Raw genomic sequence first — 16004 nt, 5'->3', positions numbered from 1 at the left:
ATTTGAGGAAGGATGTAGGAGATGAATAAGAAGTTAAAAAGCAAGCTATTGACTTTAATATTATCTGGAACAGTTATCTTTACAGCAGCAGGATGTGGTTCTAATACAGCAAAAAAAGATAGTGGTTCTTCAAATAATACAATAGCTAGTGCAGATAAGGTTCAGGGGAAGAAAGAGGCTGAGGTAATAAAGCTTGAAGGAGGAGATTGGGGAGCACCTAATCCATACAAGCATTATCAAAGGGGACCAGGATCTTTTAAGATGAGATTAGTATTTGATGGTCTTATAGAAAAGGATGAAAAAGGTATAATACCATGGCTTGCTGAAAGCTGGGAAGTAAACAATGAGGGAAAAGAGTATATATTTAAAATAAGAAATGGAGTAAAGTGGCAGGATGGAAAGGAATTAACTCCAGAAGATGTTAAATTTTCCTTTGAATATTTTGAGAAAAATCCACCAGTAAGTTATTCTTTAGGTGGTAGAAAAGGAAAGGAAAAAGGGAAAGGAATAAACATAATAAAGAGTATAGATATAATAGAGGGGGATAGTGTAAAAATACTTGTGAATAAGCCTAATGTAACTCTATTAGAAAAATTAGGTGACGTAAGAATAATACCAAAACATATATGGGAAAATGTTAAAGATCCAAAGAATTTTAATGACAAGGAAGCATTTATAGGATGTGGACCTTACATATGTGAAGAATACAACAAGGAAGCAGGTTCATATAAATTTAAAGCATTTAAAGATTACTGGAGGGGGGAAGCGGTTGTAAAAGAGATTCAATTTGTTCCTGTAAGCGACCCAGTACTGGCATTTGAAAAAGGAGATATAGATATGTTTTCTCCATCTGCAGATGTAGTAAAGAGATATGAAAATAAGAAAGAATATAAAATGTTTAAAGCACCGGCTTTTTGGGGATATAAGTTGTCTTTAAATATGGAAAAGTGCCCAGAGCTAAAAGAAAAAGAAGTTAGACAAGCTATGGGGTATTCTATAGATAAGAAAGAATTAATCCAAAAGGTTGCCAGAGGAGCAGCTGTACCTGCCAGCGCAGGATATTTACCACAGGATCACATATGGTATAACAAAAATGTTAAAAATTATGACTTTAATACAAACAAGGCAAAAGAACTTTTAAAAGATAAAAAACTATCTTTTGAACTATTAATAGGAAATTCAAAACCTGAGATTAGAATAGCTGAACTTATGAAAATAAGTATGGAGAAATCAGGAATAGAGCTGAAGGTTAAAAGTGTAGATGGTAAAACTAGAGACGCAGCGGTTAAAAAAGGTGACTACCAATTATGTCTTATAGGTTATGGTGGTTGGGGAAGCGATGCAGACCAACTTAGAGGGATGTTTGCTTCAGGAAAAACCACGACTTTTTCAGGTATACCAGGATATTCAAATAAAGAAGTAAATGAGTTATGTGAAAAACAAGCAGTGCAATTTGATGAAAAAGAAAGAAAAGAAACTGTATTTAAATTACAAGAATTGATAAGCGAAGAAGTACCAGTTATACCTATATACAACACTACAGGTTATACTGTATACAAGCCAGAAAAATATAATGGATGGATGTGTACATTTGATCACCATTGTCTAAGTCACTGTAAATTATCCTACTTAAAATAGGTGACAGGCACCTACCGACTTTTGTCGAAAAAGGTGCCTGTCACCTGCCGATGTTTGTTGATATTTGCAGGAAAGAGTGAGGTTTTTATGTGGAAAAAATATTGCAATAAAAAAATAATGGGATATATATTTACATTCTTTTGTGTGTTGACCTTTAATTTCATGATCCCTAGGCTTATGCCTGGGGACCCATTCACTTTTTTGTCTTCAGATGAAGGAGATGTAAATATAACTTACACTGAGGAGCAAATAGAGAAATATAAGGCTTATTATGGATTGGATAAACCTTTGTCAGAGCAATATGATAAATATATTAAGGATACTTTTAAAGGAAATTTAGGATACAGCATTTATTATAATGATCAAGTTTTAAATATAATAAAAAGCAGAATAGGATGGACTGTGGGATTAGTTTTAATTTCTACATTTTTAAGTGCAGTTATTGGTTGCGTTTTGGGATGTATATCTGCTTGGTACAAAAATAAAAAGGGAGACGGAATCCTCTATTTTATTATGCTGGGATTTTCAGAAATACCTCCTTTTTTAGTGGGGACGCTTTTTCTTTTTATATTGGCAGCTAAATATGGTCTATTTCCTTTAGCTGGTGCAACAGAAAGTTTCGCTGAGTATTCAAATAAATATGCACAAATTAAGGATATAGTTCATCATGGATTTTTGCCAGTGTTAACTTTAACTATATCAAATCTAGGTGGATTTTATTTGCTATCTAGAAATTCCACTATATCAGTGCTTTCAAAGGATTATATACAAACAGCAAAGGGTAAAGGGCTTAAAAGGAGAACTATAGTTTTCCGACATGCCCTTAGAAATGCTATTTTCCCTATAATAACCAGAATATTTTTAAGTCTTGGAGCAATGATAGGAGGAGCTATTCTTGTGGAAAATGTATTTCAATATCCGGGTTTAGGAAAGCTTATGAAAGAGGCGGTTTTTGTGCGGGATTATCCATTAATTCAAGGAATATTTATATTGGTTACCCTATTGGTACTTATAAGTAATTTTCTTTCAGATATAGTTTGTAAAAAGTTAGACCCAAGAATGAATGTGGATTAGGTGAATAGCATGGAGAGTAATAAATTATCTGTAGTAAAAAGAAAGTGTATGGATATAAAAAGAAAATATATAGATACAAGTGGAAAAGCTTTAGGAATAAGAGGAAGTAAAAGGCTTAATATGTGTACTTCAGGAAAAATATCTTTAGGAATACTTATTTTATTATTAATAATAGGGATATTTGCACCGGTTTTAAGTAAACATCCTTATAATATTCCATCAGGGGCAGCTCTTGAAGCTCCTACCAAGGCACATATTTTGGGAACAGATGATTTGGGGATAGACCTATGGGCTCAAATATGTATTGGAACAAGGATAAGTATTATAGTTGGTTTTGGAACGGCACTATTGGCAGGAGTTGGTGGTGGAATAATAGGAATTGTATGCGGATATTATGGTGGCATAGCTGACAGAGTGCTTATGAGAATAACAGATATTATGATAATTCTTCCGGATCTTCCTTTGATGATAATAATAGGGGCATTTTTTGGCCCAAGTATATTCAATATTATCATAGTGCTTAGTTTATTTTCATGGACAACCCCTGCAAGAATAGTACGAGCTAAGGTTATGTCTATAGCTAAAGAAGACTATATAATTGCTGCTAAAAGTTATGGGGGAGGATTTCTTCATATAACTAAAAAGCACATATTAAGGGATGTATTTCCGGTGCTTATGGTTAGTATAATAAAATTAGTGAATAAAGCCATTATAGCAGAGGCTTCTCTTTCATTTTTAGGGCTAGGAGATCCTAACTCAAAAAGTTGGGGAATAATACTTAATCATGCCATGGGTTTCCAAGGTATATACTTCACTGAGTATTGGAAGTGGTGGATAGTAAGTCCTTTAGTGGCTATAACAGTTACAGTTATGAGCATAGCTTTTTTAGGCAGAGAAATAGAAAAAATTTAAGGTGGGGTTTTTATGGAAAATGTTTTAGAGGTAAAAGATTTATTTGTCACATATCATGGAGGCGTAGAGGCGGTTTCTAAGGTTAGTTTCCAGGTAAAAAAAGGTGAGACTTTGGGGATAATAGGTGAATCCGGTAGTGGCAAAAGTTCTATTGCTTTAGCTGTAATGGGGCTTTTAACGGATAAGGCAGATACTAAAGGTGAAATCTTATATGAAGGCACGGACTTAAATTCATTAAAGGATAGGGAACTTAATTTTTATAGATGGAATAAAGTATCTATGGTATTTCAAAATAGCTTGGATATACTGAATCCCGTTTTAGACATAAACACCCAAATTGCAGAGAGTATTATAGAACATAAAAATATAAGCAAATTAGAAGCCTACAGAAAGTCAGAGGAACTGTTAAAAATGGTTGGACTTCAGCCTCATTGGGGAAAGAAATATCCTCATATGCTTTCAGGAGGTATGCGTCAAAGAGTGCTTATAGCCATGGCCCTTGCTTGTGACCCTGAACTTTTATTAGTAGATGAGCCTACCACAGCTTTAGACCCTGTAAGTAAAAATGAAATAGTTAATTTAATAGGGAAGCTTCAAAAAGAAAAGAGATTTTCTATGATAGTAATATCTCATGATTTATCTGTAATTAACACCTTATGTAGTAAAATAGAGGTTTTGTATAGAGGAAATGTATTAGAAGAGGGAATAGCTAAAGAAATATTAGATGAGCCTGCTCATACCTACACTAGAGGCCTTATATATTCTTCTTTAGAGCTAAACGTCTATCAAGATTTATGGGGTATAAGAGGAGTTTGTGAAGAAGGAAAAGATTCAGCATGTGTATTTTACAGTAGATGTAATCAGAGGAAAGAGCAGTGTTCTAGCTGCAGACCTATTCTAAAAAATATAGGTGAAAATAGAAAAGTAGCTTGTAATAGAGGGGGAATAATAACTTTATTGGAAGCTAAAAATGTGAAGAAAACGTACATTCATAAAGATAATCCTGTAGAAGCTTGCAAAGGTTGTAGTGTTAAGATAAGAAGTGGAGAAATAGTTAGCTTAATAGGTCAGTCGGGTTCAGGTAAAACTACTTTTGGTAAGATATTGTGCGGACTTTTGAAAGGTGATTCAGGAAGTGTAATTTTTGAAGGAGAAGAAGTTAAGGAAAATAATGTAACTTGCAAGAAAAAAGGAATACAAATGGTATTTCAAGACCCGCTGTCTTCAACTAATGGAAAATTAACAGTAGAAGAAGTGATAAGGGAGCCTTTAGACATATTAAAAGATGGAGATAAGGAATATAGAAAGAGAAAAGTTATGGAGTTATTAGAAGAGGTTCAGCTTCCTAAAGAGGAATATTTTTTAAGTAAGAAATGTAATGAATTAAGCGGTGGTCAAAGGCAAAGAATAGCCATAGCTAGAAGCTTAATACTAGAGCCTAAAGTATTAATAGCAGATGAAATAAGTTCCATGCTAGATCCTTCCACCAAAGCTAATATAACAAGATTATTAAAAGAGCTTCAAAATAGAAAAGGATTTTCCATACTTTATATAACCCATGATTTGTATTTAGCTAGGAAAATATCTGATAGAGTACTAGTTATGACAGAGGGAAAAGTAGTGGAGCAGGGTAATGTGGTGAAAGTGTTTCAAAGCCCAAGGGAAGAATATACTAAAAAATTAATAGTAAATGCGTTTTAAAAGTAGTATTGGACATAAAAATCAGGCGTTGTAAATCATATACTATTTATGATAAAGGTTGAAAGTTATTTTGTAAAATGTGATACTGAGAAAATGTGAAGAGCACATAATGTCTATGACAAAAAAACTTAATACAAAATTTCAAGTTATATGAGTAATTACGGTTGACTTATTAAAGTATGTAATGTAGTATAAAATTAGTAAATTATTATTATTTTAATTATTAAGGGAGTTGAGAGTCTAGAATGTGTAATTGTGAAATTTTTGTAAACCGTTTAGCTTAAATACGGGAGAAGTGCGCCCTTTTTTAGCTAAATTAGGTTAATAAAATTTCACGAGACATATTAAAGACTCTTTTTTGGTACCCTTATTTTTTTATACAAAAATTGGTTTTCTATTTTATTATTTAAAGGGAAAGAGGAATTTTAATAGCCTCTTTCCCTTTTTGCATTTAAAAGTAATAAGGTACATTCAAATAATCAAATAATTTACAATATTTTTTAGGAGAGATAGAGATGAGTATATTAAGTATTGAAAATTTAAGTTTTGGCTTTGCAGATAAAATTTTATTTAAAGATATATCTTTAAACATTTTAAATGGAGAGCATGCAGGGTTAGTAGGAATTAATGGAGTTGGTAAAAGTACGCTATTTAATATAATAGTGGGTGAACTTATTCCTGACGAAGGAAGAGTGTATAAATCAGCTTCTACTAAAATAGGTTATTTAGATCAACATTCTGAGCTAGAGGATGGTAAAACCATAAGAGAAGTACTTAAGGAATCCTTTAGTGAATTATATGCTATGGAAGCAAAAATGTTGAAGGTGGGAGATAAGCTTTCAAGGGCTAGTGAAGTGGAAATGGAGAAGCTTCTTAAAGAATTTTCTAGGCTTCAAGATGCTTTAAGTGCTAGTGATTTTTATAATATTGATAGTTATATAGAAAATGTAGCTAATGGACTTGGATTATCCCATTTAGGCATGGAAACGCCTGTAGAAAAGTTAAGTGGAGGTCAGCGTACAAAAGTTAAACTTGCAAAGCTGCTTTTAACAAGTTATGATCTTTTGCTTTTGGATGAGCCTACTAATTATCTAGATAAGGAACATGTGGATTGGCTGGCTGGATATTTACAGAACTATGCTAAAAGTTTTGTGGTTATATCCCATGATACTGCATTTATAAACAATATAACTAATGTAATATATCATTTGCAATTTGCAGCTTTAAAGCGTTACCCAGGAAATTATGAAAAGTTTTTAAAGCTCAGTGAAGATGAAACTCAAAGGTATATGCAAGAGTATCAGAAGCAGCAAAAGGAAATTAAAAAACTTCAAGATTATATTGATAAAAATAAAGTTAGAGCTTCCACTAGTAAAATGGCTTTAAGCAGGCAGAAGAAGCTAGATAAGATAGAAAGAATTGAAAAACCTAAGACACCACCAAAGCCATATTTTTCATTTTTAGAAGCTAGAAAATCAGGAAAGCTTATATTTGAAAGTAATTCTATGGATATAGGTTATAGATATCCTATAATAAAAAATTTGAACTTAAAGCTTACAAGGGGAGAAAAAGTAGCTATTACAGGTTGTAATGGTATAGGAAAATCTACACTCTTAAAAACTTTAATGGGAGTTATATCTCCTTTGCATGGTGATATAAATTTTGGAGTTCATATTTACCCATCTTATTTTGAGCAGGAAGTGAAGCCTAAAGATATCACTCCTATAGATGAGGTGTGGAATGAATATCCTGAAAAAACGCAAGCGGAAATAAGAGAGGCTCTTGGAAAGTGTGGACTTAAGAGAGAGCATATAATGCAAAATATGTGTGCATTGAGTGGAGGAGAACAGGCTAAGGTAAGGCTTTGCAAGCTTATGATGAAGGAAAGCAACTGGCTTGTGTTAGATGAGCCTACCAATCACTTAGATGTAAGTGCCAAGGAAATTTTAAAAGAAGCACTTATAAATTTTGGGGGAACTGTACTTTTGGTTTGTCACGAAAGAGAATTTTACAAAGATTGGGTAACAGCAGAGTGGAATATGGAAGAGTATTGTTTAGGTAAATAATAGATTACTTTAAACATGTATTATACATTATTTGAGGGTTAATAAGAACTTTTAAATAATTAATATTTATGTGTAACTTTATTGAGGTTTATACGAATAAGTAGTGTAAGTATTTTAAATTAGACGTCTATATAAGATATTACGATCCATTGCAAAAGGCAAAGGGGGGAGAGCATGGAGGAAGATTTGCATCTTATGAGAAAATTCAAAGATGGAAACCTGGAGAGCTTTGAGAAAATTGTTATAAAATACAGAAAATCAGCAGTAGCTTTTTCTCAAAGCTATGTTCATGATTATTATATTGCAGAAGATATTGTACAGGAAAGCTTTGGATATATCTATGTTTATAAGGAAAAGTACAACGAGAAATATAAATTTAAAACTTATTTATTTACAATAATAAGAAATAAAAGCATTGATTATATTAGAAAAAAATCTACTGTACCTTTAACTGAGATACACAATGATATTTCTAAAGATGATACGGTTGAAAGTATATTAAATAAAGAAAAAAGAAAAATGCTTAAAGATAAAATCCATGAGCTGAAGGATGAATACAGAAATGTAATTTATTTAATAGATTTTGAGGGGTTTAGTTATAAAGAAGCAGCAGAAATTATGGGTAAAAACTTAATGCAGATAAAAATCTTGATTTATAGGGCAAGGAAAAAGTTAAGGGTGTCTATAGAAAAAGAGAGGTGTGGGTATTGAAAAATATGTCTATGGAAGATGAAAAATTTTTGCAGGGGGTCTTTGCAAAAGCAAGGTATTTAGAATATTTAAAAGCTGAAGAAGAAGCAGTAAAAGAAAACTCTAGAAGGCATAGAATGAAAACTATAAATATGGCTGCAAATTTATTAATGGTTTTAATAATAAGTTTCATTTTAATTAAAGTAACAAATTTCAATATAGCTGTTGAAATTTGTGCATCTTTAGGTATATTTTCGTTTATTAGTTTTTATGAGTATAGGGAGGAAAGAAGGACAATATATGAAAATTGTAATAAATAATTTAAAAAAATCCTATGGAAATAAACAAGTGCTTAAGGGCATTAATTTAGAGATTAATGAAGGAATGTTTGGGCTGTTAGGTCCTAATGGAGCTGGTAAAACTACACTAATGAGAATATTAACTACCCTTATACAGAAAACAGAAGGGGACATAAAAATAAATGATATAGAAATAAATAATAAAAAAAATATAAGAAGTATAGTAGGATATCTTCCACAGGAGTTTTCAATTTACCCTAATATGAATGTATATGAAGCCTTAGATTATTTAGCTATTTTATCAGGTATAAATAATAAAAAGTTTAGGAAGGAGAGAATAGAACAGCTACTTTATAAAGTTAATCTTCAAAATCACATGAAGACTAAGGTTAAAGCTTTATCAGGTGGTATGAAAAGAAGACTAGGTATTGCACAAGCCATACTTCATGAGCCTGAAGTTCTAATTGTGGATGAACCTACTGCAGGATTAGATCCAGAGGAAAGAATAAGATTTCGTAATCTTTTAAGAGACTTTTCTGAAGATAGAATAGTTATATTATCTACTCACATAGTAGAAGATGTTGAGTTTACCTGCGAAAATTTAGCTATATTGAATGAAGGAAGTATACTATATCAAGGTAAAGTTAAAAAATTACTAGAAAATGCTCAAGGATATGTTTGGATATCAAATATAGCAAGGGAAAGCTTAGATGAAGTAAGAAATAAATTTTCTATTATATCTACAGTTTCAGAAGGAGATAGTATAAAGCTTAAAATAATATCAAAGGAAAAGCCTTTTGAAGATGCAAAGAGTGTTAAACCTTCTATAGAAGATGCTTACATGAAGCTTATGAAGGAGGCGTAATATATGTTTTTGAATTTACTAAAAAAAGAATTTAAGTATTTATTTAAAAATATCACCTTTTGTATTTTGATAATAATTATAGGATTTTTCTACTTTAGTGAATTTTCACCTTCAGGTGTTCTAAAAAAATGCTCTAAGCCAAAGACACCAGAAGAATATAAAATAAATGGTATGCGTCCCTATTATGGAAATAAAAATATAACTGATCGCAATAAAGAAATTAAACAGATGTATATTCAAATGTGCAGAGATTATGAAGAGGGAAGTTTTACTAAGGTAAGAGTGATTTTAAATGTTCAAGAAAAATTAAACCTTAAGGAAAAAGAATATTTAAAAAAAGCTATGGAGGAAATAGCCCCAAAAGAATTCTTAGATAGTGAAGATAGCAGCTTAATAAAGGTATCTTATGATGAATATTTAAAAATAGTTAGAGATTTAGATAAAAAATTAGGTGGAAACACATATTACGGTGACAAGATGAGAAGTTATCTCCTATCAGAAGAAAAGACTTACAAAGAGGCTGTTAATGATTTTCAGGATATAATTTATAAGGATAAAATAACTAATGCTGGTGCCAGATATTTCTCTGACTACATGGGCATTACAGCAGGATTGTTTCCAGTATTCTTAGCGGCATTTATACTTATAAAAGATAGAAGAAGTAGAATGGAGGAATTAATTTGCAGCAGAAGTGTTTCAGGCGGTGTTTATATAATTTCTAAATATGCAGCTTTATGCCTTGGAATATTATTAATTTATATTTTGTATGCAAGTCATGCAACCTTTGTTTTTAAAAGTTTTGCTAAAGCAAATAATTATTCTATAGATATAATGGCTTTTTATAAATATACTTTATGTTGGATTTTGCCTACAATACTTTTTACGGTAGCTTTAGGTATGCTATTGTCAGTGATTTTTAACAATGGTATAGTGGCTATTTTTGCACAATTTATTTTATGGATATTATCCATAAGAACATTAGGTGGAGATTATGGATTAAGTAAGTTCATCATAAGATTTAATACATTTGGAGAACATTCACAGTATATAAAATTTCAAAATGCCATATGTGTAAATAGAATTTTTTACATTGTAGTGTCCATTTTATTGATTGTCATTACATCATTTATATGGTCTAAGAAAAGAGGTGCTGTAGGTGAACACATCCACTAAATGTAAGTCTATAAGCACATGTTTAAATATTTTCAAATATAATATTAAGATACTTTTTAGTTTAAATGTAATCATTGCGGGAGTTATGATTTTGTTAACTCCAGTTATATTTAGCCTTAAGCTTTTAGATTATATGAATATAGCAACCATAGGGGAACTATATCTTTCAATAATAGGTATAATACTTATACCCTATATGATAAATATAGAAAGCAAAACCAATATGGTAGAGATAGTATATTCAAAACGCACATCCCAGTGGAAAATTATATTAATTAGAACTTTTATAATGATGATTTTTATGTTTCTATGCATACTAGGTATTATGTGTTTGGCAAAAGTTAAAGGAAGTAGTTTTAATCTTTGGAAAGTTACTTTAGGTATATGGATATCAGCTAATTTTTTGGGAATGATAGGATTCACTGTTGTAAATATTACTAATAACTTATCCATGGGATATTTAGTATCCTTTGCATATTACTTTATAGAGTTTTTCACCAAAGGCAAATACACCAAAAAGTTATACCTTTTTAGTTTAACTAGAGGTGGTTTTGAAAAAGAAAAGTATTTAATATTATTAATTACTTTAATAATATTTATAGTTAATTTAGCTTTTATAAATAAGGCACATTCAAATAAATAACAAGTCAGTATGCTAGTCTATTTTGCGTCAGCAGAATCCATCGATAGTCCTACTAGTGGTGGAACCTTCTTCTTTGTTTGACACAAAGTATACTAGCATCTTTGACTTGTTATTTCTTTTCATCTACCAAAAGGATTGATTAAAGAATGAATTGTGGATTGTAAGGCGATTTATGGTTAAGGGATTTTTAGTAAATATATGTAAAAAATACATTTATTTATTTAATAGGAATAGAATAGAAATATATCCAAAAACATATTTACATTCGATTTATTAAACGGCAATACATGGTATAAGTGCGATGATATTTTAAATAATCAGGGGGCGAAAAAATGAATGGTAGATTAAGAAATGTACTGGCGAAATGCTTAACAGCAACTATGATGTTTGCTACTACACTAGGGGGCCAGTGTAGTAATGTACAGGCTATCGAGGGAGAAAAGACACCGTATAACACTATATCAAAGAAACAAAAGAATAAGCTTTTAGATCAACTACTAAGTAAGATTGATGGCAAGACAAAAAAGAGTAAAGTTTTAAAGAATATTGAGGGAGGAGAAAATCCAGAAAAAGTTGTTAGGGTGTTGGTAGAGCTAGAGCAAAAATCTGCCCTACAGATGGAAAAAAACAATAAGAAACCTACACTAAGAGCATTAAAAACAGTTAAGTTATCGCAAAAAACAGTTAAAGAAAAGGCTAAGAAGCTTGAAGGTGCCGAATTAAGGCATACCTATACTAATGTTCTTAATGGATTTAGTATGGATGTAAAGAAAAAAGAGATAGGTAAGATTCAAAAGATGCCAGGCGTTAAGAGGGTAAAGATAGCTAGAGTATATTATAAGGCAATGAACAATGCTACTAAATTGACACAGGCACAGAAAACATGGGAAAATTACAGTTTAAAGGGTCAAGGAATGGTTGTGTCAGTAGTAGATGGTGGAGTTGCTTACAATCACAAAGATTTCAAGGAACCTGACGTAAAAAATAAAAAATTGAGTAAGGAAGGCATAGAGAAAATAAAGAAGGATGGAGCTTTAAAGGCAGATACTAGTGCAAGTACGTACTTTACTGAAAAAGTTCCTTTTGGGTATAACTATGCAGATAGAAGTAATCAAATAATAGATACTAAGTCAGAAGATTCTCATGGTGCACATGTAGCTGGAATAATGGCAGCGGATGGAGATGAAGAAGAAGTAAAAAATGATTTAGCTATAAAGGGTGTTGCACCAAAGGCACAGGTTTTGGCAATGAAGGTATTTACAAATAACCCTAACATTAGGGGGGCATATTCAGATGATATCGTAGCTGCTATAGACGATTCAGTGGCTTTGGGCGCTGACGTTATAAATTTAAGTCTTGGTAGTGATGCAGGTTTCCAAGATGAGGAGGATCCAGAAGAAATAGCTATAAAAAATGCTGCAGAAAATGGAGTAATGGTGGTGGCAGCAGCAGGTAATGCTTATTACTCAACATATCCGCTATTGCTTCCTAATAAGAATGATTTAGCAACTACAGATTCTCCAGGAGTAGCTAAAGATGCTTTTATGGTTTCTAACTATGAAAATACAGTAATGAGAGCACTAGTAGCAGGATTTAAATTTTCAGATGGTAAGAGTGAAGAATTTAAGATGAGTACACATCAAGTATCTTCAGAGAAAATGCATGGATTAGAGCTTGTAGATTGTGGAATGGGAAAAAACACAGATTTTGAAGGAAAAGATGTAGAAAGTAAAGTAGCTTTTATTAAAAGAGGAGATAATACCTTTGTTGAAAAAATATTAAATGCTCAAAGCAACAATGCAGCGGGAGTTGTAATTTATAATAGTAAAAATGGAGATGATGAGCTTATAAATATGGCAACGGATCCAGAAATAAATATTCCAGCTGTATTTGTAACTCAAACTAGCGGAGAAAAAATATTAGAGCAATTGAAAAAAGGTAAAGTTACCATAGATACGAAGAAAGGTTTCAGAGATTTTGACAATCCATATAAAGATGGATATTCAGAAAGTACTTCTTGGGGACCATCACCAAATCTAGATTTTAAGCCTCAAATAGCAGGACCAGGAGGAAATATATACTCTACAATAAATAATAATAAATATGGTGTAATGACAGGTACTTCAATGGCTTCACCTCATGTAGCTGGTGGAATGACACTTATAATGCAATCTTTAAAAGACAAAGGCTTTAACAAAAGGGAGTTAATAGAACATGCTAAGATAAAAGCTATGAATACTGCTTCTGTAAAAATGAGTAAGGAACAAGATTTTAAAGTACCATATTCACCAAGAAGACAAGGTGCTGGATTAATTCAAATAGAGGATGCTATAAAGACAAATGTAACTGCAACCTATAAGGGAGAAGCAGCTGTAGCGTTAAAGCAAATAAGAGATAAGAAAGCAACCTTTACTGTTGACTTAAAAAATTCAGGGCATAAAGATATAGCATATGATATAGGTCTAATAAGTGGAGTTTTAACCCAAGAGGAAAAGAAAGACAGTTATAATGGGCAAGTAATGCTTAGGGATAGAATTTTACCTAAAGAAGATGCAAATGTTACTCATGTAGATAAGGTTACTATACCAGCTAATGGTAGTAAAACAGTGGAATTCACTTTAAATGTAGGAGACAAGTTACCTACAGAGAAATTCCTAGAAGGATATATTCAGTTTAAATCAAAAGATGAAAATATTCTTAATATAAATATTCCGTTTATGGGTTTCTATGGTGATTGGGGTAAGGAAGCCGTTGTTTCTAATAACATTTGGGATAAAAATAAATCTGAAGTAGTAGGTGTAGGTTTTGAAGGAATATTAGAAAATTTAGCTTTATGTTTAGATGGAAAATATAATGATAAACTTGGAATATTAGGTGACAATAATGATACAGGTGACATAGAAGGTAAACATATTGCTATAAATCCAAACAACGATATTACGCTTCGAAAGAGAAATATTTTTCCAGCAATATTTACACTTAGAAACATTAAGAATATAAATACAGAAATTGTAAATGATAAAAATCAAGTGATAAGAAAATTAGGTTCAAACAAAAATATTAGAAGAAATATATTAGAACTATCACAAAACAACATTCCAAATTTATTAGAAAATTTAATATGGGATGCAAAATCATATAATAAGAAATCTGGAAGTTATGAAAATGTTCCAGAAGGACAATATTACTATAGAATGCATATGAAGGTTGATGTACCTAACGCTTCTGAACAGGTAGTTGATATGCCTATTAAAGTTGACTATACAGAACCAGAAGTTAAGATAACTAAAGCAGAAAAAATAAAAGACGGAGAATACAAAGTTTATTTTGTGGCTAGTGACAATCTTTCAGAGGTAAATTCATCAGATTTAATTGGAATTTTTGTAAATGATGAATTAGATATAGACGCTACCTTATTATCTCCTTTAGTAAAAGAGGGTGTTGGTGAATTTGGAAAAGATCTATATAGCAAGGTTATAAAGAAACTTCCAGAAAATCAATTTAACAGAATAGATATATTGATGTTTGATTATGCTGGTAATGCAGGTGTAGCAACAAGAAATATAAATTGTGGTGTAGCACCAATTAAATTTAATCTAGAAAATCCAGAATTTAAATCATCAAATCAAATTAATACAATGAAAGATAAGTTCACATTCAAAGGAAAAATATCTAGGAAGCCAAATCTATTCACTATAGGTGGAAAAGATGTTAAATTAACTGCTATAGATGAAAAAGACAGTTCAAAAGGATATGGATTTGCTCATGAAGTGGATGTAAAAGAAGGATTGAATACATTTAATGTAAAAGTTGAAGATTTTGATGATATCAGCATTTGGGATTATGGATACAAGATATTTAAAGATACTACTGCACCAGAAATTACTTTTCCAGATGGAAATGTGGACAAAGATAATGTTATTCATATAAATAATAGAAGTAGAGAGATAAAATGTAATGTAAAAGATAATGTTTTTGATTTTGAATTTAGAGTTAATGGCATTATGATAAAAGAAATACAGAATGCTTTGGATGATAAATACGGCGAAAAGAAAAAGGAATTTGTTATAACTGAGGAAATGTTAGGTACTAAAATGGAGAATGATGATATTATAACTTTCACAGCTAAAGATTTACTTGGAAATGAAAGTTCAATAAAGTTAAAATTAGCTATAGAAGAAACCCCATTAGAAGTTAAAATTACAAATGTAGAAAATAATAAGATATATAATACTAATGTAATTCCTAAAATTGAAGTTAATGATGATACTGCAAAAATTCAAGCTACATTAAATAACAATAAATTTAATATGGGCGATACCATTAGTAAAGATGGTAAATATGAATTAAATATAAAAGTTATAACAGAGAATGGAGAGGAAAGAGAATTTAAATTTAATTTCCAAATTGACAAGACATATCCGCAAATTAAAGCTAAAAATCTTGAAGATGGTAAAGAGTATGAAGTTAAATTGTTACCAGAATTTGAAATTGAAGAGGGAGCAGTAGTTACTTACACATTAGATGGTAATGTATGGGATGGAAAAACTATTATAGACAAATTAGGAACCCATACATTAGTAGTAAAAGCTACTGACAAGGCTGGAAATGTATCAGAAAAGAAATTTGAATTTAAAATAGTAGAGCAAAAAGAAAAACCGGAAAAAGAAGAGACAAGTAAGGAGGACACAAACACGGAAAATCCAAGTAAGGAAGAGACAGGCAAGAAGGATACTGGTAAGGATAATAATACAACAAAAGCAAAAGATTCTGATTCAAAGGAAATATTAAAAGACACTAAAGCAACAACTAGTAAAATACCTCAAACAGGATCACCAATTACAATAGTTGGAACATTATCAATTGGAGGAGCAGTTGTATTATCAGGAATAGCTATAAGAAAAAGAAATAAGAAGAAATAGATGATTTTATAAAGAGTTTGA

11 protein-coding genes are annotated in these 16004 nt (G+C 31.2%); all 11 read left to right on the top strand.

The annotated features are described in order from the left end of the window. Nucleotides 1-21: 21 nt before the first annotated feature. The 11 genes from CC89_RS17835 to CC89_RS17785 all read left to right on the top strand — a co-directional run bounded on the left by CC89_RS17835 (nt 22) and on the right by CC89_RS17785 (nt 15983). Nucleotides 22-1638, top strand: coding sequence for an ABC transporter substrate-binding protein (locus CC89_RS17835; protein WP_035294465.1), 1617 nt, complete (start codon nt 22-24; stop codon nt 1636-1638). A gap of 87 nt (nt 1639-1725) precedes the next feature. Further along, complete coding sequence (locus tag CC89_RS17830; RefSeq protein ID WP_081897109.1) at nt 1726-2712, top strand: ABC transporter permease; 987 nt, start codon at nt 1726-1728, stop codon at nt 2710-2712. A 120-nt stretch (nt 2713-2832) separates the two neighbouring features. Next, a complete protein-coding gene (locus CC89_RS17825) occupies nt 2833-3624 on the top strand; it encodes an ABC transporter permease (protein ID WP_035294710.1) in 792 nt (263 codons plus the stop codon). A 12-nt stretch (nt 3625-3636) separates the two neighbouring features. Continuing rightward, on the top strand, nt 3637-5325 hold the full coding sequence (locus CC89_RS17820) for an ABC transporter ATP-binding protein (protein WP_035294463.1): 1689 nt from the start codon (nt 3637-3639) through the stop codon (nt 5323-5325). Between the two features lie 515 nt (nt 5326-5840). After that, nucleotides 5841-7391, top strand: a complete 1551-nt coding sequence (gene abc-f / locus CC89_RS17815; protein ID WP_035294462.1) for a ribosomal protection-like ABC-F family protein — start codon at nt 5841-5843, stop codon at nt 7389-7391. 174 nt (nt 7392-7565) lie between these two features. Continuing rightward, the gene (locus CC89_RS17810) at nt 7566-8102 is read left to right on the top strand and encodes an RNA polymerase sigma factor (protein WP_035294460.1); all 537 of its coding nucleotides are present in this window, start codon (nt 7566-7568) and stop codon (nt 8100-8102) included. A gap of 11 nt (nt 8103-8113) precedes the next feature. Beyond that, a complete protein-coding gene (locus CC89_RS17805; protein WP_185750801.1) occupies nt 8114-8401 on the top strand; it encodes a hypothetical protein in 288 nt (95 codons plus the stop codon). Further along, nucleotides 8382-9245, top strand: coding sequence for an ABC transporter ATP-binding protein (locus CC89_RS17800; RefSeq protein ID WP_035294456.1), 864 nt, complete (start codon nt 8382-8384; stop codon nt 9243-9245). The genes CC89_RS17805 and CC89_RS17800 overlap by 20 nt, the downstream gene beginning before the upstream one ends. 3 nt (nt 9246-9248) lie before the next feature. Next, nucleotides 9249-10418, top strand: coding sequence for an ABC transporter permease (locus CC89_RS17795; RefSeq protein ID WP_035294455.1), 1170 nt, complete (start codon nt 9249-9251; stop codon nt 10416-10418). 91 nt (nt 10419-10509) lie between these two features. Continuing rightward, nucleotides 10510-11061: a hypothetical protein gene (locus CC89_RS17790; RefSeq protein ID WP_185750800.1), complete on the top strand. Its 552-nt coding sequence runs from the start codon at nt 10510-10512 to the stop codon at nt 11059-11061. 332 nt (nt 11062-11393) lie between these two features. Continuing rightward, complete coding sequence (locus CC89_RS17785; RefSeq protein ID WP_051931968.1) at nt 11394-15983, top strand: S8 family serine peptidase; 4590 nt, start codon at nt 11394-11396, stop codon at nt 15981-15983. Nucleotides 15984-16004 lie beyond the last annotated feature (21 nt).

It is taken from the genome of Clostridium sp. KNHs214 (genome assembly GCF_000744935.1).
In the GTDB taxonomy this organism is placed as follows: Bacteria; Bacillota; Clostridia; order Clostridiales; family Clostridiaceae; genus Haloimpatiens.
The sequence above is the reverse complement of the archived record's forward strand: the minus strand, read 5'-3'. Positions and strand labels throughout refer to the sequence as shown.